Source organism: Saccharothrix longispora (assembly GCF_030852425.1).
GTDB lineage: Bacteria > Actinomycetota > Actinomycetes > Mycobacteriales > Pseudonocardiaceae > Actinosynnema > Actinosynnema longispora.
On the sequence record NZ_NSDM01000013.1, the window covers coordinates 154,936 to 178,191 of the forward strand.

General features: G+C 73.6%; 20 protein-coding genes. 4 read left to right on the forward strand and 16 right to left on the reverse strand.

Annotated elements, in window-relative coordinates; genetic code table 11:
* Positions 1-41 precede the first annotated feature (41 nt).
* The 3 genes from CKY47_RS27865 to CKY47_RS27875 form a co-directional block, all read right to left on the reverse strand.
* Positions 42-1,487 (reverse strand): cellulase family glycosylhydrolase, encoded by a 1,446-nt coding sequence (locus CKY47_RS27865; RefSeq protein ID WP_306749274.1) that lies wholly within the window; start codon positions 1,485-1,487, stop codon positions 42-44.
* A gap of 141 nt (positions 1,488-1,628) precedes the next feature.
* Positions 1,629-2,036 carry a hypothetical protein gene (locus CKY47_RS27870; RefSeq protein WP_306749275.1) on the reverse strand — a complete coding sequence of 136 codons (408 nt, stop codon included), beginning with the start codon at positions 2,034-2,036 and terminating at the stop codon, positions 1,629-1,631.
* A 4-nt stretch (positions 2,037-2,040) separates the two neighbouring features.
* Positions 2,041-2,589, reverse strand: coding sequence for a TetR/AcrR family transcriptional regulator (locus CKY47_RS27875; protein WP_306749276.1), 549 nt, complete (start codon positions 2,587-2,589; stop codon positions 2,041-2,043).
* Between the two features lie 45 nt (positions 2,590-2,634).
* Here CKY47_RS27875 and CKY47_RS27880 point away from each other — a divergent pair, with 45 nt between their 5' ends.
* The gene (locus CKY47_RS27880; protein WP_306749277.1) at positions 2,635-4,245 is read left to right on the forward strand and encodes an AMP-dependent synthetase/ligase; all 1,611 of its coding nucleotides are present in this window, start codon (positions 2,635-2,637) and stop codon (positions 4,243-4,245) included.
* Here CKY47_RS27880 and CKY47_RS27885 read toward each other — a convergent pair.
* The 9 genes from CKY47_RS27885 to CKY47_RS27925 form a co-directional block, all read right to left on the reverse strand.
* Positions 4,209-4,931 (reverse strand): DUF998 domain-containing protein, encoded by a 723-nt coding sequence (locus CKY47_RS27885; protein ID WP_306749278.1) that lies wholly within the window; start codon positions 4,929-4,931, stop codon positions 4,209-4,211. The genes CKY47_RS27880 and CKY47_RS27885 overlap by 37 nt on opposite strands.
* Before the next feature lie 40 nt (positions 4,932-4,971).
* Positions 4,972-5,565, reverse strand: coding sequence for a DUF305 domain-containing protein (locus CKY47_RS27890; RefSeq protein ID WP_306749279.1), 594 nt, complete (start codon positions 5,563-5,565; stop codon positions 4,972-4,974).
* Between the two features lie 33 nt (positions 5,566-5,598).
* Positions 5,599-6,594 (reverse strand): LacI family DNA-binding transcriptional regulator, encoded by a 996-nt coding sequence (locus tag CKY47_RS27895; RefSeq protein WP_306749280.1) that lies wholly within the window; start codon positions 6,592-6,594, stop codon positions 5,599-5,601.
* Positions 6,595-6,649: 55 nt separating this feature from the next.
* Positions 6,650-8,359 carry a discoidin domain-containing protein gene (locus CKY47_RS27900; protein ID WP_306749281.1) on the reverse strand — a complete coding sequence of 570 codons (1,710 nt, stop codon included), beginning with the start codon at positions 8,357-8,359 and terminating at the stop codon, positions 6,650-6,652.
* A complete protein-coding gene (locus CKY47_RS27905; protein WP_306749282.1) occupies positions 8,356-9,588 on the reverse strand; it encodes a DUF1996 domain-containing protein in 1,233 nt (410 codons plus the stop codon). Before CKY47_RS27905 ends, CKY47_RS27900 begins: the two co-directional genes overlap by 4 nt.
* 235 nt (positions 9,589-9,823) lie before the next feature.
* Positions 9,824-10,402 carry an isopentenyl-diphosphate Delta-isomerase gene (gene idi, locus CKY47_RS27910; protein WP_306749283.1) on the reverse strand — a complete coding sequence of 193 codons (579 nt, stop codon included), beginning with the start codon at positions 10,400-10,402 and terminating at the stop codon, positions 9,824-9,826.
* A gap of 27 nt (positions 10,403-10,429) precedes the next feature.
* Positions 10,430-11,785, reverse strand: a complete 1,356-nt coding sequence (locus CKY47_RS27915) for a class I adenylate-forming enzyme family protein (RefSeq protein ID WP_306749284.1) — start codon at positions 11,783-11,785, stop codon at positions 10,430-10,432.
* A 5-nt stretch (positions 11,786-11,790) separates the two neighbouring features.
* Positions 11,791-12,864 carry a 3-dehydroquinate synthase II family protein gene (locus CKY47_RS27920; protein ID WP_306749285.1) on the reverse strand — a complete coding sequence of 358 codons (1,074 nt, stop codon included), beginning with the start codon at positions 12,862-12,864 and terminating at the stop codon, positions 11,791-11,793.
* Between the two features lie 76 nt (positions 12,865-12,940).
* A complete protein-coding gene (locus CKY47_RS27925; protein ID WP_306749286.1) occupies positions 12,941-13,738 on the reverse strand; it encodes a 2-amino-3,7-dideoxy-D-threo-hept-6-ulosonate synthase in 798 nt (265 codons plus the stop codon).
* 208 nt (positions 13,739-13,946) lie between these two features.
* Here CKY47_RS27925 and CKY47_RS27930 point away from each other — a divergent pair, with 208 nt between their 5' ends.
* Entirely contained in the window at positions 13,947-14,900 is a 954-nt protein-coding gene (locus CKY47_RS27930) for a LysR family transcriptional regulator (RefSeq protein WP_306749431.1), read from the forward strand.
* A gap of 24 nt (positions 14,901-14,924) precedes the next feature.
* Here the strand turns inward: CKY47_RS27930 and CKY47_RS27935 are convergent, their stop codons facing one another.
* The 4 genes from CKY47_RS27935 to CKY47_RS27950 all read right to left on the reverse strand — a co-directional run bounded on the left by CKY47_RS27935 (position 14,925) and on the right by CKY47_RS27950 (position 18,206).
* Positions 14,925-15,413, reverse strand: coding sequence for a hypothetical protein (locus CKY47_RS27935; protein WP_306749287.1), 489 nt, complete (start codon positions 15,411-15,413; stop codon positions 14,925-14,927).
* Between the two features lie 54 nt (positions 15,414-15,467).
* Complete coding sequence (locus CKY47_RS27940) at positions 15,468-16,154, reverse strand: AfsR/SARP family transcriptional regulator (protein WP_306749288.1); 687 nt, start codon at positions 16,152-16,154, stop codon at positions 15,468-15,470.
* Positions 16,155-16,317: 163 nt separating this feature from the next.
* Positions 16,318-16,980 carry a hypothetical protein gene (locus CKY47_RS27945; protein WP_306749289.1) on the reverse strand — a complete coding sequence of 221 codons (663 nt, stop codon included), beginning with the start codon at positions 16,978-16,980 and terminating at the stop codon, positions 16,318-16,320.
* Positions 16,977-18,206 (reverse strand): hypothetical protein, encoded by a 1,230-nt coding sequence (locus CKY47_RS27950; RefSeq protein WP_306749290.1) that lies wholly within the window; start codon positions 18,204-18,206, stop codon positions 16,977-16,979. The genes CKY47_RS27945 and CKY47_RS27950 overlap by 4 nt, the downstream gene beginning before the upstream one ends.
* A 77-nt stretch (positions 18,207-18,283) precedes the next feature.
* On the opposite strand from CKY47_RS27950, the gene CKY47_RS27955 reads away from it, so the two are divergent.
* Both CKY47_RS27955 and CKY47_RS27960 read left to right on the forward strand, forming a co-directional pair.
* Complete coding sequence (locus CKY47_RS27955) at positions 18,284-19,684, forward strand: SDR family NAD(P)-dependent oxidoreductase (RefSeq protein ID WP_306749291.1); 1,401 nt, start codon at positions 18,284-18,286, stop codon at positions 19,682-19,684.
* A gap of 110 nt (positions 19,685-19,794) precedes the next feature.
* Positions 19,795-23,205 (forward strand): TM0106 family RecB-like putative nuclease, encoded by a 3,411-nt coding sequence (locus CKY47_RS27960; protein WP_371320751.1) that lies wholly within the window; start codon positions 19,795-19,797, stop codon positions 23,203-23,205.
* The last annotated feature ends 51 nt before the right edge of the window (positions 23,206-23,256 follow it).

Here is a 23,256-nt window from a genome sequence, read left to right on the forward strand (position 1 = left end):
GGGTCGCGCGCGTCGGCACGGCCCGCCCCGCGGGGTGGTGGTCAGCTCGTCGGGAAGTCGTCCGGCGTGCGCATCCGGTCGCGGACCCAGACGCCGGCGGGCTTCAGGACGCCCGTGCCGGTGAAGTTCGACCCGGCGCAGGTGCCCTCCTTGAACACGGCTCCCGAGCGGAAGTCGTCGGAGAAGTTCCAGTTCGTCCAGCCGATCTTGTTCGCCGCCAGGAAGTCCAGGTACTTCTGGCTGTACGCGAAGTCGTTGCCGCCGTCACCCGTGTAGGTCTGGGTGCCGAACTCGGTCACGAAGATCGGCAGCCGGGCCGCCGCGCGCGACAGGGCGGCGAAGTACTCGTCCTGGTGCGAGGCGGCGTAGAAGTGGAACGTGTACATGAAGTTCGTGGCGTTGATCGGGTTCGAGACGATGTCCTGCTCGCTGCGCCCGTCGGAGATGCCCAGCGAACCCCAGCCGTGGGTGCCGACGAACACGACGCCGTCCGGGTCCTGCGCCCGGATCACCGGGATCATCTGCTCCGCGTAGGACTTGATGCCGGCCCACGAGACGTTGTTCGGCTCGTTCGCGATGTCGTAGATGATGTTCGTCTTGTTCTTGTGGCGCGAGGCGATCTCGGTGAAGAACGTGCGCGCCAGGGCGATGTTCGCGTTCGGGTCGCCGGGGTCGAGCTGGTGCCAGTCCACGAGGGCGTACAGGCCGCGCCTGGTGGCTTCCTCGATGTAGCCGTGCACCAGGTCGGTGAACCTGCGCGGGTCGGTCTCGTACCCGCCTTCCTGCACGTACATCGAGATGCGCAGGACGTCGGCGCCCCAGTCGTTCGCGAGGGCGTCGAGGGACGCGGGCTTCACGCACTGCGAGTACCACTGGATGCCGTGCGTGGACATGCCGCGCAGCTGGATCGGCTTGCCGTACTGGTTGCACAGCTTGGTGCCGCACACCCGCAGCTGCCCGTTGACGTCGGCGGGTCGGCCGGCCTGGGCCGCGCCGGTCTCCACGTCGAGGCGGTCGAGGTTGGGGCCGCCGGCGGCGGTGGTGGCGGTGGCGCGGATGCGGTTGGCGCCCGCGGCCAGGGTCACCGGGGTCGTCCTGGTCGCCCACGTGCTCCACGCGCCGGTGGCGGCGAACGGGAGGGCGCCGGCGGCGGCCGTGCCGTTGACGGTGATGGCCAGGGGGCGGTCGGCGGTGCTGCCGTTGGCGTACCGGAGGGTCAGGGTCGCCGGACCGGCGGTGGCGGCGGTGACGGTGAACTCGACGTACGAGCCGGCCGCGTTGTCGTAGTTGACGAAACCGCCGCCGGTGTAGCCGGCGTGGTTGGACTCGACCAGGCCCCTGGAGATCGAGGCGTTCTCGGCCTGGTGCCGGGTGACGGCCTGCGCGACCGGCTCGGCCGCGGCGGTGGCGGCGACGAGGGCGGGCGCGGGGACTGCGAGCAGGGATGCCGCGGCGGCTGTGGCCAGCCAGCGCGTACGGGGTGCCACGAGGTGCCTCCCACGGGGACGGGGACGGGGTGAGCTCGGCGGCGGCGCGTCAGTTAGGAAAGTTTCCTATCTGTTGCCAGGATCACAGCACCCCCGGGAGCCGCTGTCAACACGGGCGGTCCCCCGCGGCCCTGCCCGGCGTCAGTAGTCGTCGCCGCCGAAGAAGGTCTCCTCCAGCCGGTCCGCCGTGCCCGCGAGCAGCGCCAACGGGTCGGTGAACTCGTGGATGTCGAGGTCCTTCAAGGGCAGCGAGTGCCGCAGCACGACGTGGTCGCCCATGATCGCCGCGCCGCACGCGATGGTCGAGTTGCCCACCTCGGTGAGGAACGCGGACAGGTCCACCCCCGACGCGAGCCCGATCGGCGAGGCGATCTGCACCCACTCGTGCAGCTTGTCGAGCACCTCGCGCACCAGGATGATCACCTGCGTCCGCTCGTCGTCCTCGTCGAACTGCTCGAAGTTGAACAGGATGCGGATCTCGTCCTCGTTCTCGGAGATCACGTCGTACGTGTCGTGGACGTACGCGGCTAGGTCGCCCCAAGTGGCCATGCGGTCACCCTACGGGCGCGACGGCGCCCCACACCGCATCGGCGACGGGTTCCGCGCACGCGCCCAGGTCGAAGCCGTAGGCGAGGTGCCGGCGGGCGCACTCGTGGGCCGGTCCCATCACGACGGGGTCCAGCGCCCACGGCGGGTAGGGGCGCAGCGCGCCCTCCTCGGCGCGGGCGGCGAACCAGGCGGCGACCGGCTGGAACACCGACGCCTTCACGGCCGGGTCGGCGGTGAGTGGCGCGGCGTAGAGGAACCGGGCGCGGCCGGTGTCGCCGGCCACCCAGCCCAGGTAGCGGGCCACGAGTTCGCGCACGGCCCGTTCCGGCTCGTCGTGCTCCAGGGCGGGCAGCAGGGTGGTCACGCAGTGCTCGAAGCTCTCCCGGTACAGCACCGCGAACAGGCCCGACCGGCTGCCGAAGTGGTGGTAGACGCTGCCGTTGGACACGCCCGAGCGGGCGGTCAGCGCGCTGATCGTGACGGCGTCCAACCCGCCCTCGGCGACCAGTTCGAGCGCCGCGTCGAGCACGGCCCGCCGACTGGTCGTCCTCACGAGGGCTAGAGTACCGCTCTAGAGCGTCGCTCCAGAGGAGGCACCGTGGCCCGTTCGATCCCCGACCTGCTGCGCGAGCGGGTCCGCGCGACCCCGGACCGCGAGGCGCTGCGCCGCCGCGACGGCGACACCTGGACGTCGCTGACCTGGGCCGAGGTGGCCGAGCGGGTGCGGGTCAAGGCGCTGGGCTTCCGACGGCTGGGCATCCACGACGAGGCGCGCGTGGCGATCATGGCGGCCACCAGCGTCGACTGGATCATCACCGACCTGGCGGTGCTCGCGGCGGGCGGCGTGACGACGACCATCTACCCCAGCAGCACGCCGCAGGACGTGGAGCACATCCTCCGCGACTCCGGCAGCGTGCTCGTGGTCGCCGACCCCGGCCTCGCGGACCGGGTGGACGTGGAGGTCGTCGCCCCCGACTGGGAACCGGACACCGTCGAGGGCGACTACGACGCCATGGTCGACGAGCTGACCCCCGACCGGCTGGCCACGCTGATCTACACCTCCGGCACGACCGGCACGCCGAAGGGCGTGGAGCTGACGCACGACAACTGGCTGCACACCGCCGACGCCATCGCCGACGTGGGCGTCCTCGGCCTGGACGAGCTGCACTTCCTGTGGCTGCCGATGTCCCACGCGTTCGGCAAGGTGCTCCAGGTGGGCCTGATCGCGACCGGCGCGCCGACCGCGGTGGACGGCGACGTGGACCGGATCGCGGCGAACCTGGCCGAGCTGCGCCCGACCGTGGTGGCCGCCGCGCCGCGCATCTTCGAGAAGATCCACCAGCGGGTGGTCGCGTCGATGCGCGAGGCGGGCGGGGTGAAGGCGGCGCTGTTCGACTGGGCGCTGCGGGTCGCCGAGCACCCGGAGTGGAAGGTCCGCCGCGCCATCGCCGACAAGCTCGTGTTCAGCAAGCTGCGCGAGCGCGTCGGCGGCCGGATCAAGTACTTCGTGTCGGGCTCCGCGCCGCTGTCCCGGCCCGTGGGCGAGTTCTTCGAGCACGCGGGCATCACGATCCTGGAGGGCTACGGCCTCACCGAGTCGGCGGCGGCGAGCTTCGTGAACCGGCCCGGCGACAACCGGCTCGGCACGGTCGGCAAGCCGCTGGCGGGCACCGGGGTGCGCATCGCCGAGGACGGCGAGGTGCTGATCGGCGGGCGCGGGATCATGCGCGGCTACCGCAACCTGCCCGGGGAGACGGCCAAGGCGCTGGTGGACGGCTGGCTGCACACCGGCGACATCGGCGAGCTGGACGAGGACGGCCGGCTGCGGATCACCGACCGCAAGAAGGAGCTGATCAAGACCTCCGGCGGCAAGTACGTCGCGCCGCAGTCCGTGGAGGGCCTGGTGAAGGTGGGCAGCCCGTACATCGGCAACGTGCTGGTGCACGGCGACCAGCGCAACTACTGCGTCGCGCTGGTCACCATCGACGCCGAGACCGCGCCCGCCGACCTGGACGCGGAGGCCGAGGTCGGCCGGGCCGTCGAGGCGGCCAACGCCAAGCTCGCCCGGCACGAGACGATCAAGAGGTTCGCCGTGCTGCCGAAGGACTTCAGCGTCGAGGACGGCACGCTCACCGCGAGCATGAAGATGCGGCGCAAGGAGATCGAGAGCCGCTACCGGGACGTGCTGGACGGGCTGTACCCGGGCTGACCGGGCGGGACCGGGCGTGGGCGGGAGGACACCGCGCACGCCCACACCCCGACCACGAACACCGCCACGACCTCGGTGAGCACGAGCACGCGCTCGACGTAGCCGAGCGGGAACACCCGCCACCACGACGTGCCGGTGACGGCGTCGACCAGGATCGCGTACAGCAGCGGGGTGAACGCCAGCGCGGACAGCGCGCCGAACCGGAACGCCCAGCGGGCGTGCGCGCCCCACGCGGCGTCGCGCACCCAGGGGCGGGCCAGCAGCATGGCGGCGATCGGCAGGCTGACGAACGCGAGCATGCTGCCGAAGCGGTGGATGCTGCCGCTCATGCTGGGGCCGACCGCCCAGTCGTTCTTGGGGAAGACCACCACCAGGGTCAGGCCGACCGACCACGCGGCGAACGCGATCGCGCCCACCGAGTTCCACCGGCTCACGCCCCGGCCGACCAGCACCGCGAGGATCGCGAGCGACCCGAGCACGAGCAGCACCACGCCGGTGTCGAACACCCAGCGGTAGGGGCCGAGGGCGTACTCGCTGATCGTGCGGCGCAGGTGGTGGGCCGAGTCGGAGAGCCGGACGAGGTCGAGCCCGCCCACCAGGACGACGGTCAGCACGACGGCCACCGCGCCGGAGCGGGCGAGGACGCGGGCCGGGGAACGGGTGGTGGCGGGGTCGTCGGTCAGCACACCGGGCAAAACGGACGGTGACCGCGCTGTGTTCCGCCGTTCAGGAACCCGACAGCTTCGCCAGGTAGCCGCGGCGCGCCCCGTCCAGGTCGCCGGCCAGCGCGAGCAGCGCGGCGTCGCTCCCGGCGGCCAGCTCGGCCCTGGCGACGGTCGCCGACTCCTCGAAGTGGGCGCGCAGCAGCGCGCGGGCCCGCGCGTCGAAGTCCGCGCCGGTCAGCCGGCCGGCGGCCTCGACCTCGTCCGCGGTGATCATGCCCGGCATGTCGTGCCCGCGGTGCTCGTCCAGGTAGGCCACGCCGGCGTCCGCGAGCACGGCGCGCAGCCGTGCCAGCTCCGCGCGGTGCCCGCCGCCGACCTCGGCCACCAGCGCGGTGAGCGCCGGGTCGCCCGACCGCGCGGCGACCAGGTCGAGCAGCGGCAGGGCGGACTCGACCTGCGGGATCGCCAGCTGCGCGTAGGCGGTGTCGGTGGCGCTCAGGCCGCCCGTCCCGGTGGGTGACGCGCCGGCGGTCGGCGCGGTGCCGGTCGGCGCGCCGGCGGGCGGCGCGGTGGTGGCGGGTGACGTCGCGGGTGGCGCCGGGGAACACGCGACCAACGCGGTGACCAGCGAGGACAGGACGAGCGACCGGCGCACGAGCACTCCCGGGGACGGTGAGCGCGTGGACGGCTAGCTGGACCGGCGGACCACGAGGGTCGGGGCGAACACGACGGAGGCGTTCGGGCGGTCCGGTCGCTCGACGCGCTCGACGAGCAACCGGGCCATCTCGGCCGCCATGTCCTCCACGGGTTGGCGCACCGTGGTCAAGGGCGGGTCGCACTCGACCGCGGGGCTGCTGTCGTCGAAGCCGACGACCTTCACGTCCTCGGGCACCCGCAGCCCGCGGTCGCGCAGCACCGGCAGCGCGCCGGTCGCCATCAGGTCCGAGGCGACGAACAGGCCGTCGAACACCTCCCCGGCGAGGCGGCGGGCCGCGGCGGCCCCTCCCTCGCGGGAGAAGTCGCCCTCGACGACCAGTGGCTCGGGCAGGCCGTGCCGGGCCACCGCCTCGCGGAACCCGCGCAGCCGGTCCTGGCCGGCGGGCGCGTCCAGCGGGCCGGTGATGGTCGCCGGCCGGCGGCAGCCGCGGTCCACCAGGTGGTCCACGGCCAGCGCCGCGCCCGCGGCCTGGTCGACGTCGACGTAGGTGATCGCCATCGGCCTGACCGGGCGGGCGGCCAGCACGACCGGCAGGTTCGCCTCGGTCAGCAGGCGCGGCAGCGGGTCCGCGCCGTGCGTGTGGATCAGGATCACGCCGTCCAGCCTGCGCTGCCGGACGTCGTCGACCACCTCCTGGTGGCCGCCGGGGTCGGTGGTGGTGAGCACCAGTTGCACGCCCAGCGGCCGGATCACCGGCATCACGCCGCTGACCACCCGGCCGAAGTACGGGTCGTGCAGGGTGCGGCCCTCGTCCGGGAGGACGAGGCCGACCGCGCCGGCCCGTCGGGTGACGAGCGAGCGCGCCGCGCGGTTGGGCGTGTAGCCGGTCGTGGAGATGGCCCTCTCGACGACCTGGCGCAGCTCCCGGTCCACCGTGGCGACCCCGTTGACGACCCGGGACACCGTGGCCCGGGAAACGCCCGCGACCCGCGCGACCTCTTCCAACGTGACTGGTCTGCGGTCCACGCCAGTCTTTATACCGGGCGGTGCGGCCCCGCCGAGGCGGGGCCGCACCGCGCCGTCACTGGTAGACGCGGACGTAGTCGACCAGCATGCGCTGCGGGAAGACCGTGGTGGCGTCCGGTGGACCGGGCCAGTCACCGCCCACCGCGTTGTTGAGGAGGATGAAGAAGGGCTTGTCGAACACCCACGGGCCGCGGGTCGCCTCCACCGTCGCCTTGTCGATGGTGATGACGGTCACGCCGTCGATGCTGAACGTGATGCCCCGGCTGTTCCAGTCGACCCGGAACAGGTGGAACGCGTCGCGGTAGTCCCGGCCGATGTCCCTCACGTTGCCGATCCCGCCGCCGCCGTGGTACGCCGGGCCGTGGATCGTCTGGTACGCGGTGTTCGGTTCGCGGCCCAGGTGCTCCATGATGTCGATCTCGCCGCTGGCGGGCCACGGGGTGCCCTGGAAGATGTCGTCGCCGAGCATCCAGAACGCGGGCCAGAGGCCCTTGGTGCCCGAGACCTTGATGTTGGCCTCGATGCGCCCGTAGGTCCACGACGCCCTGCCCTCGGTGATGATCCTCGCCGAGGTGTACTGGCACGTGCCGCTGCCGCTGACCGGGTCGACCGGGCACGCCGAGCCCGGCGTGACCTGCCGCCTGGCCTCCAGCACCATGTTGCCCGCGCCGTCGGTGAACGCGTTGTCGTTGTCGGTGTAGTACTGGAGCTCCGCGTTCTGGCCGGTGCCGACCTCCGGGCGCCACTTGCCGGCGTCCGGCTTCGTGCCGGCGGGGGCGTTGAACTCGTCGCTCCACACCAGCCGCAGCGGGGTGCCCGGGTCCGGTGCCCGCGCCGGAGGCGGGGTGGGGTTGCCGCCGGTGCCGTAGACCTGGAACTCCCACAGCGAGTAGCCGTACTGGCCGCTGCGCTTGGTCAGGTTCACCCGCACGTAGCGACCCGTGCCCGAGACGGTGAACGTCTGCTTGAACCCGGTGCCGTTGGTGACCGCGTGGATCGTGGTCCAGCTCGACCCGGTGGCCGAGGTCTGGATCTCGAACCCGGTGGCGAACGCCGGGTCCCACTGGAGCACGACCCTGCTGACCTGCGCGGTCGCCCCGAGGTCGACGGAGATCCAGCCCGGGTCCACCCAGCCGGTGGTCGTGCTGGTCGCCCACCGGGTGGCCGGGTTGAAGTCCAGCGCCTTGGCCGGGGTGCAGCCGGGGCACGCGCCGTCGTCCTGGAACGAGGAGGCGGTGGCCGGCTTGTTGTACGACAGCAGCCGCTCGGACCCGCCGGGCGGGTTGCCGGTGCCGGTGCGGATCGCGAACTCCCACAGCGACACGCCGTACTGGGTGGCGCGGGCGGTGGTGTGGAGGCGGACGTACCGGCCCGTGCCGGTGAAGGCGACGTCCTGGACGCCGCCCGTCCCGGTCGTGGTCTGGTAGACCGTCGTCCACGCGGTGCCGTCGGCGGACGTCTGGAGCTGGAACGCCGTCGCGTGGGCGGCCTCCCAGGTCAGGGTCGCGCCGCAGACCTCGCGGCTCGCGCCCAGGTCGACGCGCAGCCACTGCGGGTCGCTGAACGCGCTCGACCAGCGGGTGCCCGCGTTCCCGTCCACCGCCGAGGCGGCGGTGAACGGGCTGCCGGTCTCCACCGAGGAGGCGGTGACCGGCGCGTTGAGCGCCGCGTTGGCCGTGCCGCACTCGGCCGCCCGGGCGGGCTGCGCGGTGACGGGCACGACCAGCGCGCCGAGCAGGGCGAGCGAGGTGATCAGACGCTTCACGGCCGGCCGTCCGCACCGCACTTGATGATCGGGTTGATGCAGTCGCGGACCCGGCGGGCCAGCTCGGCCTCCGGCCACGCGTTGAAGAAGTCGCCGTGCATGGTGAAGCCCGCTCCGGACGACAGCCGGAACCTCGCGGGGTCGCCGCTGACCGGGTACCGCAGCACCTGGCGGAGCTTCGGGACCGGCACCGGGTGCGTCGACGGGCAGGTGCCCGCGACCGGGTAGGACATGTGGCTCTTGTGGTCGGCCGAGTCCAGGTCGCGGCCGTTCCAGCACTGCGGGAAGTCGAGGTAGGACTCCAGCATCGTGCCCGCCGGGCAGTGGACGAAGTCCTTCGACGCGCCCACGTGGCCCGCGTGCAGGCACGACCACCGGGAGATCGTGGTGGCGTCCGGCGCGGTGGCCTTGGCGTTGCCGGCGACGACCCGCAGGCCCAGCGGGAACGGCTGGATGCGGGCGATCACGTCGTCCCGCACGCCCTCGCCCAGGTAGTAGAACGTGGTGCCGGTGGGCTCCACGGCCTGGCCGTCGGCGTACAGGGTCGGCACCCAGTACGACGACAGGTCGACGGACGGGTTGCAGTTGCTCGTGCCGGCCAGCAGCGACTGGACGGTCGAGTGGGCGTTCGTGGTGCGGTTGCCGAAGAAGCTGTGCATGTGCGAGGCGCCCGGCAGGTTCGGCACCACGATCGGGTCGTCGGGCAGGCGGTGCGTGAACGGGCAGTCGGCGAGGAACTCCGCCACCCGCACGATCGGGCCGGACGGGGCCGCGTCGCCGAAGACCTGGAACTCCCACAGCGACACGCCGTACTGCGTGGCGCGCTGGGTGGTGTAGAGGCGGACGTGGCGGGCGGTGGTGTTCACGGCGAGCGTCTGGACGCCCGCCGTGCCGCCGGCGTTGAGGACCGTGGTCCAGTTCGCGCCGTCACCGGAGGTCTGGAGCTGGAAGGCCCGCGCGTAGGCGGCCTCCCAGTTCAGGACGACCTGGTTGATCGGCTTGGCGGAGCCCAGGTCGACGGCGATCCACTGGGGGTCGGCGGCGGCGCTGGACCAGCGGGTGCCGGTGTTGCCGTCGACCGCGGCCTGGACCGGTGTGCCGCCGTTCTCGACGGAGGAGGCGGTCACGGGCCTGCCCTGGGACAGCAGTTCCGGCGCCGCCGATGCGGGTGAGGCGGCGAAGGTCACCACCGACGCGGCGGAGACCGCGACGGCGAGCGCTGTGACCATACGACGCCATCGGCGAATGGTGGGGATCACGACTCCCCTTCCGTAGGACGTTACGAGTGGGTTTCGGAGAGCGCTCTCACAGCGGAACGTAGGACGGCCCCCTGTATCAGTCAAGGAAAGTGGCGGGTTCCGGTCGTACCGGGACACCCCGCCAGAGAGCGCTCTCTCGCCCGCCCGCACCCCACCGACCCGCGAGTCGTGCGTTGAGGACTCGCGAGTCGTGCGTTCGGGTCGGTCAGGCGGGGGCCGCGGCCGGGGGGAGGGCGGACGCGGAGGCGGTGGGCCAGGCCAGCGGGTCGGGGCCCAGCTCCCACAGCTCCGCCACCTGGAGGACGCACCACGGGGAGACCGGGCGGGCGCCCGCCAGCACGGCCGGCGCGAACTCGGCCCACGGGACCCACTCGACGGCGTCGACCTCGTCGGGGTTCGGGTGGGGCTCACCGGTGACGAGGCCGCGGAACACCGGGCACATCTCGTTCTCCACGACGCCGTTCTCCATCTCCGCCCGGTAGCGGAAGGCGGGGAGCACGAGGTCGAGGTCGACGTCCTCCAGGCCCAGCTCCTCCACCAGCCGCCGCCGCACCGCGGGCGCCGCGGCCTCCCCCGGCGCCGGGTGGCCGCAGCACGAGTTCGTCCACGCCCCCGGCCAGGTCTTCTTGTGCAGCGCGCGCCTGGTCAGCAGCAGCCGGCCCGCGCCGTCGAACAGGTAGGAGGAGAACGCCAGGTGCAGCGGGGTGGACGCGTGGTGCACGGAGAGCTTGTCGGCCGTGCCGATCGCGACACCGGACTCGTCGAGGAGGACGACTTGTTCCACGCGCCCACCCTGCCACACGGACAGCGGTCACCGCGCGTCGGCGAGGCTCCTCGGGTTGCGCACCAGCTTGCCGCTGGAGGTGCGCGGCAGCGCGGGGAGCACGTGGACGCGCTCGGGCACCTTGAACTCGGCCAGCCGCTGCGCGCACCACGCGAGGACGGTGTCCGGCCCCAGCACGTCGGACCGCGTGCCGACGTACGCCTCGACCGCCCCGTCGTGCACCACGATGGCCTCGGTGACCAGCGGGTGCGCCCGCAGCGCCGCCTCGACCTCGGTCAGGTCCACGTTGAAGCCGCGCACCACGACCAGCGAGTCGGCGCGGCCGAGCAGCCGCAGGTTGCCGTGCGCGTCGAACTCGCCGCGGTCCCCGGTGCGCAGCCACCCGTCGGAGAAGCGCGACGGCCCGTCCTCGTGCAGGTAGGGCGACTCGTCCAGGGCGACCTCCACCAGCCCCTCGCGCACCCGGATGGTGGTGTCGGGCATCGGCCTGCCCACCGAGGGGCGGGACGCGCCGGTCACGTCCATGGTCAGCGCGCCGGTCTCGGTGGTGCCGAAGCACTCGCCCACCGCGAAGCCGTGGGCGGCGGCGAACCGGTCGGCGACCTCCGGGGGCATCAGCTCGCCGCCGGCGAACGCGGCGCGCACCGACCGCAGCGCCTCCCGGTCCGCCGCGCCGGCGAGCAGGTCGAAGTGGAACGGCTGGCCGCTGAGGAAGTCCACCCGGTGCCGGGCGGCGGTGGCCAGGACGTCCTCGGCGGAGGAGGGCCGCGCGGCGAACACCAGCTCGACTCCGGCGGCGAGGGAGTGCAGCAGCCCGCCCATCAGGCCGAAGCTGTAGGCGGTGTTGTTGAGGATGAGGAACTTCTCGCCGCGCCGGGTCATGCCGTCGGCGGCGGCGAACCGCATCACCTCGCGGGTGATCGACCCGGTGCTGCGGCCGACGACCTTGGGCCGCCCGGTCGAGCCGGAGGTGAACTGCACCAGGCGGTGCGGGGTGGCGGCGGGCACGCCGTCGGGCATCCGCTCGGTGACCAGCTCGTAGTGCTCCCGGAACACGCCCGCGAACCGGTCCGCCGCCCGCACGGCGAACTGCGGGCGGGTGAGGTCGCGCAGCACGTCGAACTCGTGCGCGGTGAGCCGGTGGTCGATCGGGACGACCCGCGCGCCGAGGCCCCACAGCGCCAGCACCGCCTCCAGCTGGGTGAAGCTGGGGGGCACCTGGATCGCGACCGCGCTCCCCTCCCCCACCCCGGAGGCGGCGAACCCCGCGGCCAGGTCGGCGACCGCGGCGCGCAGGGTCCCGTGGGTCGCGGTGCGCTCGTGCGTGAACACCGGCACGTCGTCGCCGTGGCGGCCCAGCAGATCGGTGACGAACTCTCGCATGCGGTTCAGGACTCCTTGCAGAACTCGCCGATGGGGATGCCCACGTGCCGCTGCTCGGTCGCGATGTAGCCCAGCAGCTCGTCGCCCCGCTGCAACTCGGTGACGTTGCGGACCTTCCCGCCGGGACCGAGCACCCGCACGTGCCAGTCGTCCTGCACGGTGAGGCTGACCTCGACGCCCTCGGGCGAGTGCGCGGTGATGGTCAGGATCGGGCGCGACTCCAGCTTGGCCCGGCCGACGGTGAGCTTGCGGGTGCGGCCCTCGGAGTTCACCGCGAGCACCGTGCTGCCCGAGCGCAGCTCCGACAGGTAGTTGGTGCGGTTGTCCGGGCCGAGCACGTAGGAGTGCAGCGCGCCGGCGTTGACCCGGAACGGCCGGGTCGGCATGTACGGCAGCGGGTGGGTCTCGGAGCAGCACAGGATGAAGCCGGAGGAGAAGGAGCCGACGAGGATGCCCTCGTCCTCCCGGAAGTGCGAGGCGGTGTCGACGCACACCCGGTCGCCCAGGCCGTTGTGCGCGATGCCCTCGACGACGAGCGTGGTCAGCTCCAGCGGCGGGGTGGTCGCCTCCAGCAGCCTGGCCAGCTTGAACACGTCGTTGGCGTCGCGCGGCGCCATCAGGACGCCGTCCGAGCCGTGCTCCAGCACGTCCAGGACGATCGCGGCCTCCTCCAGGTCCGCGACGACGGTGACGAGCTTGCCGGCCGCGCCGTCGGCGGCGGCGATGACGATCTCCAGCGGGATCTTCGTCGGGTCGGTGAACCCGACCACGGCGTGCCCGAGCCGCACGGCCGCCGCGCACGCGAGCTTCAGCGTGCGGTCGTCCTCGACCTGCACGAACGCCGAGTCGACGGGGAGCCGGTCGAGCTGGTCCTGGTCGCGCACCACGACGGTGACCAGGTGCGGGCTCTCCACGGGCTCGTCGGCGACGAGGACGCGGGTGATCGTCGGCGGCAGGGTGTCGAGCAGCGCCGGGTCGTCGGAGACGACCCCCGCGAGGCGGGCGTGCACGGCGGCGTCGACGACGGCTTCGCGCTGCGCGTCGGGGACGGTTCTGAGGTCGATCCAGGCGAACTTCAACGGTTCTCCAAATGGTGGGCCCGCACGCCGGCCGGACCCGCGGAAGGGGGTTTCGCGGGTCCGGCCGACGGCGGGGTCAGGACGAGGCCACGGCCCCGGTCATCGCGCGGACGAGGTCCGCCTCGCTCTCCTCGTGGACGATCGACGCGAGTTCCGCGACCAGGGACATCGGTGTCGGCGAGGTGAACACGCGGCGGCCCACGGCGAGGCCCGCGCACCCGACCGCCATCGCGGTGCGGGCGTGGTCGACGAGACTGCCGCCGGTCGCCGGACCACCCGCCACCAGCACCGGGATCGGGCTGGTGGCGATCACCTCGGCCATCCGCTCGGACGGTGCGGCGAGGTTGGTCTTGACGATGTCGGCGCCGAGGTCGGCCGCGATGTTCACGACGTGCGCGAGCAGCGCGGGGTCGTTCGGGTCGACGATGCGCGGACCGCGCGGGTAGGCCATGGCGATCAGCGGGACGTTCCAGTCGTCGCACGCGGCGGCGACCGAGCCGAGGTCGGCGAGCTGCCGGGCCTCGGTGTCGGAGCCGATGTTGACGTGCACGCTGACCGCGTCGGCGCCGAGCCGCAGCGCCTCCTCGACGTCGCCGACGAGGACCTTGGCGTTCATGTCGGCCATGTGCGCGGTGCCCGCGCTCAGGTGGACGACGAGCGCGCACCCGGCGAGCACGTCCGGGTCGATCGTCCGCACGCGTCCCTTGTGGACGATGATGGCATCGGCGCCGCCCACCACGACCGAGTCGACCAGGTCGCGCCACCGGTCGCGCGACACCACCGGACCGTCCGACACGCTGTGGTCCAGCGGCACGAAGAGGTACCTGTCGTCGCGCGGTCGGGAAAGGCGTCGCAGCCGCAACGCTTTCCTCATGTCGCTCACACCTCCCCAGATCGGTGATAGCCATCAGCAGGGTGGTGGAGCGGGAGAGCACGGCGGTAGGTGTGAGGTGGCGATAACTCGCCAGTTATGCACCTGTTGGACTAACGGTGCGTACGAGGCCACAACGGAGCGTCATCCCCCGGTACCCGCGCGGTCGGTGTTTGTCGTGTGCGAATTGCCCTAGGCTGCCGCAGTGCACATGGAGCTGAGGCACCTCCACGTCGTGCTGACCGTGGCGGAAGCGGGCAGCATCAGCCGTGCCGCCTCGCTGCTGAAAATCGCGCAGGCGGGGTTGACGGCCCAGTTGCGCCGCATCGAACGCGGTTTCGGCGGTCCGCTGTTCCTGCGGCGCACCGACGGCGTCGAGCTGACCGAGCTGGGCAGGCACGTCGTGCTGCGGGCGCGGGACCTGGTCGAGCGGTTCGACGAACTGCTGGTCACGGCGCGCAAGCTGGCCGCGGAGAGCGGCGCCGCGGGCATCCGGCTCGGCGGGGTGGCGGGGGCGCCGACCCCGTTGTTGGTCGGGGTGGTGCGCGGGCTGTTACCGACGCACCCGCAGACCACGCACATCGAGCGCAGCGGAGACGCCGTACTGGAACTCGTGCGCACCGGCAAGCTCGACCTGGCACTGGTCACCGAGTTCCCGCAGAGTCCACTGCGGATTCCCGAAGAAGTCGACTTCCGCACCGTCGCCACGGAACACATGGTGGTCGGAATTCCGGTGGGGCACCGGTTGTCCGGGCGTGCCGAGATTCGGCTGTCCGAACTGGCCGATGAGGAATGGGCCGTGCCGGACGAGAACTACGGCGGCGGGCGGTTGAACCTGCACCTGGCCTGCGAGGCGGCCGGATTCACGCCGCGTTGCGCGCATTTCGGCGTCGACCCGGCGTCGGCGGCGGAACTGGTGCGTTCCGCGCACACCGTGGCGGGGTTCTTCCCCACCGGCCACGACCTGCCCGGCGTGCTGCTCAAGCCGATCGCGGGCAACCCCGTGCACCGGCGCGTCACGCTGGTGTGGAACCGGGGCTGCGAGGCCGCCGAGCACGTCGACGACGTCCACGCCGCGCTGCTGCGCGCCCACCACGAACGGCTCCGGGGGCACGGCCGGGCGGCCAAGCTGGCCGCCACGGGGTTGACCGTGGCGGCCAGCTGAGCGAGGGGTCGGCTGGGCGCGGGGTCAGCAGCCGCCGCAGTTGTAGTACGTCACGTCCCAGTGGTTCGACTCCAGGAAGTAGATGTTCCCGGAGCCGGAGCGCCACTTGTTGCCGCCGATGGACGTGAAGGTCCCGCGCACGTAGTTGTTGATGCAGGTGGACAGGGCGAAGTCGAGCTTGTAGCCGTTCCAGTGGCTGTAGGTGCCGCTGGCGTGGCCGGTCTCCGTGCCGCCGGTGATGCGCAGGGCGCAGCCGCTGGCGCGCTTGAGCGTGATGCCGCCCTGCACGGTGGTGAGGTTGATCTGCTCGAAGCTGGTGCAGGTCGGGTTGTTGCGGTCGCTGCAACCGCCGCTGGACGACCAGGTGAGGCCGGCCGCGCTGAAGCGGCTCGCGGCGTCGGAGTGGCTGAGCTTGGTGACGGCCGCCTGCACGTCGGCGGTCGCGACCGCCGTGGTCAGGGTCATCCCGGCGAGAGCCAGGACGAACGCGGCGAGGGCGCGGGCGAGGCGCATGGTCTTTCCCCTTCCGGTCGCGGCGGAAGCTAACGGCGCGCGGTAAAAACCGGCCTAAACGCCCAGCGCATCGCGGTACAGCGCGCGCAGTCGCGTGCTCGGGCGGACGCCCAGCTCGTCGGCCAGGGTCCGGCGCACGTCCTGGAACACGCCGAGGGCCTCGGTGCGCCTGCCGCACGCGAGCAGCGCGGTCATCAACTGGTGGCGGAGGTTCTCGGAGAACGGGTGCTCGGCCACGAGCGGGGTGAGCGCGTCGACGGCCTCGGCGTTGCGGCCCAGCGCCAGGTCGAGGTCGATGGCCGCTTCCAGCGCGGCCAGGCGGTGGGCCTCCAGGGGCGCGCACAGCCAGGCGCGCAGCGGCTCGGACTCCGCGCCCGCCAGCGGTGCGCCGCGCCACAGGTCGAGCGCCCGCGCGTACACCTCGCGTCGCGCGGCGAGGTCGGCCACGTCGGCCGCCCGCGCGGTCAGCGCGCGGAACCGCAGGGCGTCGACCTGCTCGGGTTCGGCGGCCAGCAGGTAGCCCGCGTCCTGGTGGCGCACCGGCACGCCCTCGGCGCGCAGCGCCGAGACGTGCACCTGGAGGGACTTGCGGGCGCGCGGCGGCGGGTCGTCGCCCCACACGAGGTCGAGCAGCCGGTCGACCGGGACCGGCTTCCCGCACTGCGCGGCCAGCACGGCGAGGACCTGGCCGGGTTTGCGGCGCAGCGCCCGGGGCGCCCCACCGGTCCGCCGCACCTGCACCGGTCCGAGTATCCGAAACTCCACTCCGACCCCCATGTCGCGTTGAAGTTTCACCAACAGTGCCGCGATTCTGACGGATTTTCGCGGAGCGTGGTTCCCCCGGACGGTCGGCGTGCCGGCCGGGGGTTCGCGGCGGTGGGGGTGGGCGTGCGGAGGGCCGGGGTCAGTCGGAGTGCCGCAGCACGCTCTCGACCTCGGTGCGGAACGCGGTGACGCCGTCCTCGCCCTCGGGCGCGCCGTGCGCCTGGAGGAGGTGCAGCAGCGCCACGCCGTTCGCCGAGCGCCGGGACAGCGCGCGGAACGAGAAGGCGGCCTCGTACACCGCCACCGCCGTGGCGCCGGCCGCCGCGACCGTGGCCAGGAACGCCCACAGCTCGCGCCGGGGCGCGTCGGCCACCGCGACCGCGCCCAGCGCGGCGGCGGCCGTGAAGAGGAGCACGGTGCCGGCCGTCGTCCACCGCCGGGCCGAGGTGTAGCGGGCGCGGGCCTGCTCGAACCCCGCCAACCGCTCCCCCACCCGGTGCCGGAGGTAGGCGCGGACGAACTGCTCGCGGTGGTCGTCGACCGAGTACGGGGCGGGGGGCTCCGGGGCCGGAACCCCGGGGGCGACGGGCTCGCGGGCGGGCGCGGGCGGTGCGGCCTTCGCGGTGGGCTGCGGTTCGGAGACCGTGCGCGGCCTCGGTGACGGCTTGGTCGCCGGTTCGGTCGTCGCCGGTTCGGTCGTCGCCGGTTCGGGACCCGCCTGCTTCGGGGCGGTGGCGCGGGTGGTCCTGGCCCGCGGCGTCCGGGTGCGGGTGGCGCTGTCGTCCTGGGTCTCGTCGCTCATGCCCGGCTCACCGGTTCGTGTCGGTACCGCGCCACCGCGGTCGCGAGGTCGCGGGCGCGCTCGTCGCGCTCCGCGTCGTCGGCGGCCGGCGGCGCGGCCAGGTGGTCGAAGTACAACGCCCGGAGCTGCTCGGCGCGCGCCCGCACGTCCGGGTCCTCCCCGTTGCGCGCCACCACCGCGAGGACGGCGGCCACCGCGCCGGACACGGCCAGCAGCACGCCCGGCCACGGCTCGGCGCCCAACCACACCTGCAACGCGGCGAACACCGTGGTCGCGAAGCCCGCGCCGATGGCCAGCACGACCAGCAGCCGAGCGCGCTCCCGCGCCCTCAGCGCGGCCACCTCGCACTCGTGCAGCACGGGCGCCACCACCTGGTTCGCCTCGTGGATCGCGTCGGCGAGCAGCGGGTAGTCGAGCACGTAGCCCGGGTCGACCACGGGGTGCGGCTCGGGCGCCCGGAACCGCAGCCTCGGCCACACCGGGGGCGGCGGCGCGGGGGCGTGCAGCTTCGCGCCCGGCCGGTCGGCCAGCACCCGGCGCAGCACCGCCACCACCCGGTCCGCGCCCTCGTCGAGGTGCACGACCGCGACCCGGCCGCTGCGCACCAGCACGGCGAGGTCGTCGTCCTCGCCCAGGCCGCCGAACGCGACCTCGTCGGCCAGGCCGCCGGTGCCCGCGAGCACCAGCAGCGGCCGGTCGCGGCCCAGGTGGTCGACCAGCGCGGCGCGGGCCACCGCACCGCCGCCGACCAGCAGGGCGAGCACGGGCCGCTTCGTCCCGGCGACGGCGTCGACCACGCGGAACAGGGCGGGCACCTCCTCGCCCCACCGCGAGCCGGGCACCAGCACGGCCGTGTCGTGGTTGGCGTCGAGGCGCACCTCGTCCTCGCCGGGCTCGGTGTCCCCCGCGGCCACCCGGCCGGACGGCGCCACGCCCACGAGCCGCGGCCGGCGGCCCTCCAGGGACTCGACGGCCAGGCCGACCAGGTGCGTGACGCCGATGTCCGCGCCCGCCGTGACCACGACCGAGTCGGACCTGGCCACGTCGGCGAGGACGGCGCGCAGGACCGGCAGGACGGCGGCGGCGAGATCGGTGCCCAGGGCCTCGACCGGGCCGAGCACCGCGAGGACCGGTCGTCCGCGGGGGAGTCGCAGTGCCCTGGTCCGGACGGTGTCGTCGGGGTGGGCCAACCGCTGCACCCGCGGTCCATCACCCGCTGTAGGCATGCGGGGCACGATAGCGGTGCCTAACGCGAATTTCACCCGTCCAGGGGTGGTTTTTCGCACGGGTAGACTCCCATTCCGTGTCGATTGACCCCGCTGAGCTGGAGATCGCCCTGAAGGTGCTCGCCCAGGTGGATGATCTGGAGACCGAGCACCCCGACGCGGTCGCCGTCCGCCGGGCCACCGCCGGCATCTGGAAGAGCCTCCGCAAGCGCCGCAAGGCCGACCGGCGCGCCGCCGTGACCGCCGCCGACCGCGCCGTCATCGAGGCGACCGCGACCGGGTCGCCGTCGCGCATCGACGACGAGACGCGCGGCGTCCTGCTGCGCGAGCCCGACCCGGGCGCGAAGGCGGGCACGCTGCTGCGCGCCCGGTCCTGCTACACGTGCAAGCGCCGGTACACCGAGGTCGACGCCTTCTACCACCAGCTGTGCCCCGCCTGCGCGGACCTGAACCGGGCCAAGCGCGACCAGGGCGCGGACCTCACCGGCAAGCGCGCCCTGCTCACCGGCGGTCGCGCCAAGATCGGCATGTACATCGCGCTGCGACTGCTGCGCGACGGCGCGCACACCACCATCACCACCCGGTTCCCGCACGACGCGGTGCGCCGGTTCGCCTCGATGCCGGACAGCGCCGACTGGCTGCACCGGCTGCGCGTGGTGGGCATCGACCTGCGCGACCCGAGCCAGGTCGTGCGGCTGGCCGACTCGGTGGCCGCCGCCGGGCCGCTCGACATCCTGATCAACAACGCCGCGCAGACCGTGCGCCGCTCGTCGAACGCCTACGCGCCGCTGGTCACGGCCGAGTCGGACCCGCTGCCCGCCGGCCCGCTGCCCGAGCTGGTCACGTTCGGCCACACCACGGCCGCGCACCCGGCGGCGCTCACCGGTTCGCTCGGCGACACCGGGCCGGGCCTGGGCGCGACGGTGACCGCGCTGGCGCTGACCGCCGGGTCGACGGAGATCGACGCGGGCGGCCTGGTGCCGGACGTGGCGGACGTCAACAGCTGGGTGCAGCGGGTCGAGGAGGTCGACCCGGTGGAGCTGCTGGAAGTGCAGCTGTGCAACAGCACGGCGCCGTTCATCCTGATCTCGCGGCTGCGCGGGGCGATGGCGGCCTCCCCCGCGCGGCGCAAGTACGTGGTGAACGTCTCGGCCATGGAGGGCCAGTTCAGCCGCGCCTACAAGGGGCCGGGGCACCCGCACACGAACATGGCCAAGGCCGCGCTGAACATGCTGACCCGCACCAGCGCCGAGGAGATGCTGACCACCGACGGCATCCTGATGACCGCGGTGGACACCGGCTGGATCACCGACGAGCGCCCGCACCCGACCAAGCTGCGACTGGCCGCGGAGGGCTTCCACGCGCCGCTCGACCTGGTCGACGGCGCGGCCAGGGTGTACGACCCGATCGTGCGCGGCGAGCTGGGCGAGGACCTGCACGGCTGCTTCCTGAAGGACTACGAGCCCGCCGCCTGGTGATCACGCCGGGAGGCGTCGCGCACAACCTGGCGACGCGCCGCGCGTGATCCGCGGAGTTCCCCCGTCCGGCGGTGATACTGCCCGCCATGCTCACCGCCGACGGCCACCTGGTGCACTCCCCGTCGGACCTGGTGGACCTGCTGGAGTGCGAGCACCGCAGCGTCCTCTCGCACGCCCTGGCCACCGGCGTGCCCGGCGCGCCCGCGCCCGACCAGCGGCAGGGGCTGCTCGCCGCGCGCCACGGCCTCGCGCACGAGCGGGCCGTGCTGGAGCGGTTCCGCGCGGAGCACGACGTGGTGGAGATCCCGCAGCCCGCGCCGACGCACGAGGCGCTGACCGCGGCCGCCGAGCAGACCGCGCGGGCGCTCGACGACGGCGTGCCCGTCGTGTACCAGGCCGTCTTCTACGCCGACGGCTTCCACGGCCGGGCCGACTTCCTGGTCGCCGGCCCGCACGGCTACGAACCGCACGACGCGAAGCTCGCCCGGCACGCCACGCCGGCCGCCGTCGTGCAGCTCACCGCGTACGCGGACGCGCTGGGGCACCGGGCCGGACCGGCCATGCACCTGCTGCTCGGCGACGGCACCGGCCGCGCGTTCCGGGTCGGCGACTTCCTGCCCCTGGTGCGCAACCTCCGCGACCGGCTGACGGCCCGCCTTGCCGTGCCGGCCGCGCTGCCCGACCGCCTGTGGGACGACGAGCGCCCGGCGTGCGCGACGTGCCGCTTCGCCCGGCACTGCGCCACCGGCCGCGAGCGGGCCCGCGACCTGTCGCTGGTGGCCGGCATCCGCGCCGACCAGCGGCGCAAGCTCGTCGCGGCGGGCCTGGGCACGATCGACGCGCTGGCCAACGCCACCCGGTCCGAGAAACCGGCCACGATGTCGGCCGCCACGTTCACCGGCCTGCGCGCCCAGGCCGCGCTCCAGGTCATCCAGGACGACTCGCGCACCGAGGACGACCCGGTCGGCAAGGTCGCCTACGAGGTCGTGGCGCCCGAGGCGCTGGCCGCGCTGCCCGAACCGAGCCCCGGCGACCTGTTCTTCGACATGGAGGGCGACCCGTTCGCGCTCGACGGCGAGGGCCTGGAGTACCTGTTCGGCGTGGTCGACGCGGACGCCGCGTTCACCCCGTTCTGGGCGCACACCCGGCCGCAGGAGAAGCGGGCGTTCGAGCGGTTCGTCGACCACGCGACCGCGACCCTGGAGGCGGACCCCGGGGCGCACGTCTACCACTACGCGCCCTACGAGGTGAACGCCCTCAAGAAGCTCGCCGCCCTGCACGGCACCCGCGAGGACGCCGTCGACCACCTGCTGCGCTCGGGCGCGCTGGTCGACCTGTACTCGGTGGTGCGCAAGGCGCTGCGGGTGTCGCAGCGGTCGTACTCGATCAAGTACCTGGAGCCGCTCTACATGCCCGGCGCCCGCAGCGGCGAGGTGAAGACCGCGGTGTCGAGCATCGAGGCGTACGAGGAGTTCCTGTCCCTGCGCGACGTGGACCCGGCGCGCGCCGAGGACGTGCTGAACGGCATCGCCGAGTACAACACCGACGACTGCGTGTCGACGCTGCGGCTGTACCGGTTCCTGCTGGAGGTGCGGGCCGAGGCGGGCATCGAGCCGCACGTGCCCGAGCCGTCGTTCACGCAGGAGGTCGAGGACGGGATCGCGGCGCAGCGCCGCGCCGAGCGGGCCGAGCGGCTGGCCGCCGTGGTGGACCCGCTGATCGAGGGTCTGCCCGACAACCCCGCCGAGTTCACCGACGACGAGCGGGCCCGCGCGCTGCTGGCCGCCGCCGTCGGCTACCACCGCCGTGAGACCAACCCGGCGTGGTGGGACTTCTTCCGGCAGCTCGCCGCGCCCCTGTCGGAGCTGGAGGCCGACAACGCGTGCGCCGTGGGGACGCACGTGCGCGCCGAGGACTGGGCGATGCCGTCGGGGCGGGTCCGCAAGGCGAAGCGCCAGGTCACCGTGGCGTGCGACCCGGACCGGCCGCACCCGTTCGCCACCGGGGACCAGGTGCGCCTGCTCTACCCGGGCACGCCGAACACCACCCGTGACGCCGTGGTGCTGGCCGAGTCGGCCGAGGACGTCGTGCTGCTGGAGAGCGCCGGGCCGGAGTCGGTCGACGGCGCGGTGCCGGTGGCCGTGCTGCCGGGCAGCCCGGTCCGGCCGACGCCGAAGGACGAGGCGGTGTACGACCTGGCCGCGACGGTCGTGGACCGGTTGCCCGAGCTGCCGCCGCACCCCGGGATCGACCTGGTCCGCCGCACGCCGCCGCGCCTGCGGGGGTCGCGGGACCTGCCGCGCTCCGACGACCTGATCGCGGACGTGATCGCGGCCGTGGACGCGCTCGACGGTTCGACGCTGGCCGTGCAGGGGCCGCCGGGGGCGGGCAAGACGTACCTGGCGGGTCGGCTGATCGCCCACCTGATCCGCGGCGGTCGCAGCGTCGGCGTGACGTCGACCAGCCACAAGGCCGTGGAGAACGTGCTGTCCGCGGCCCTGGCCGCCGGTCGCGAGCTGGGCGTGCCGATCCCGACCGCGAAGCGGGCCAAGGGCGCGCCGGCGCGCGACTGCGCCTGGGAGCAGCCGCGCGACAACCCCGCGTTGGTGCGCTGGCGCAACGACCAGGGCGCGGGCCACCTCGTCGGCGGCACGTCGTGGACGTTCGCGAACACCGCGCTGCGCGAGCAGCCGTTCGACGTGCTGATCGTGGACGAGGCGGGGCAGTTCGCGCTGGCCGACGCGCTGGCGGTGTCGACGTGCGCGCGCAACCTCGTGCTGCTGGGCGACCCGCAGCAGCTGCCGCAGGTCGTGCAGGGGACGCACCCGGCGGGCGCGGAGGCGTCCGCGCTGGGGCACCTGATCGGCGACGCCGACGTCGTCCCGCCGTCGCTCGGCTACTTCCTGGACCAGACGCGGCGGATGCACCCGGCGGTGTGCGAGCCGGTGTCGAACCTGTCGTACGCCGGTCTGCTGCGCGCCCACCCCAGCACGGCGGCGCGCGGCATCGCGGGCGTGGGGAGCGGCGTGTACGTGCACTCCGTGGCGCACTCGCACAACACCACCGGTTCGGTCGAGGAGGCCGCCGCCGTGGTCGGGCTCGTGCGGTCCCTGATGGGTCGCCTGTGGACGGACGGCGCGGGCGCGCGGGCGCTGGACGACTCCGACGTGCTGGTCGTGGCGCCCTACAACCTCCAGGTCAGGCTGGTGCGGCGGGAGCTGGAGAAGCACGGCCACGAGCATGTCCGGGTGGGCACCGTGGACCGCTTCCAGGGGCAGGAGGCGCCGGTGGTGATCACGACGATGACCTCGTCCGCCGCCGTGGACCTGCCGCGCGGGCTGGACTTCCTGCTGTCGCGCAACCGGTTGAACGTGGCGCTGTCGCGGGCGCAGGCGGTGGCCGTCGTGGTCTGCTCGCCGCGCCTGGTGGAGGCCGACATCCGCGACGTGGAGCAGTTGCGGCTGGTGTCGGGCATGGTGGGCCTGCTGGCCGAGGCCCGGCCGTGGGTGTTCCCGGAGTAGCCCGCGGCTCCCGTCCGCACGGGGGCGTGCCGCCCCTCCGCGTCGCGGCGG

Coding starts and splice junctions, on each gene's coding strand:
- CKY47_RS27945 (WP_306749289.1), bottom strand. CDS start 16,980: ATGAGCGACGAGACCCAGGACGACAGCGCCACCCGCACCCGGACGCCG.
- CKY47_RS27915 (WP_306749284.1), bottom strand. CDS start 11,785: ATGCGAGAGTTCGTCACCGATCTGCTGGGCCGCCACGGCGACGACGTG.
- CKY47_RS27925 (WP_306749286.1), bottom strand. CDS start 13,738: ATGAGGAAAGCGTTGCGGCTGCGACGCCTTTCCCGACCGCGCGACGAC.
- CKY47_RS27935 (WP_306749287.1), bottom strand. CDS start 15,413: ATGCGCCTCGCCCGCGCCCTCGCCGCGTTCGTCCTGGCTCTCGCCGGG.
- CKY47_RS27870 (WP_306749275.1), bottom strand. CDS start 2,036: ATGGCCACTTGGGGCGACCTAGCCGCGTACGTCCACGACACGTACGAC.
- CKY47_RS27905 (WP_306749282.1), bottom strand. CDS start 9,588: ATGGTCACAGCGCTCGCCGTCGCGGTCTCCGCCGCGTCGGTGGTGACC.
- CKY47_RS27950 (WP_306749290.1), bottom strand. CDS start 18,206: ATGCCTACAGCGGGTGATGGACCGCGGGTGCAGCGGTTGGCCCACCCC.
- CKY47_RS27930 (WP_306749431.1), top strand. CDS start 13,947: ATGGAGCTGAGGCACCTCCACGTCGTGCTGACCGTGGCGGAAGCGGGC.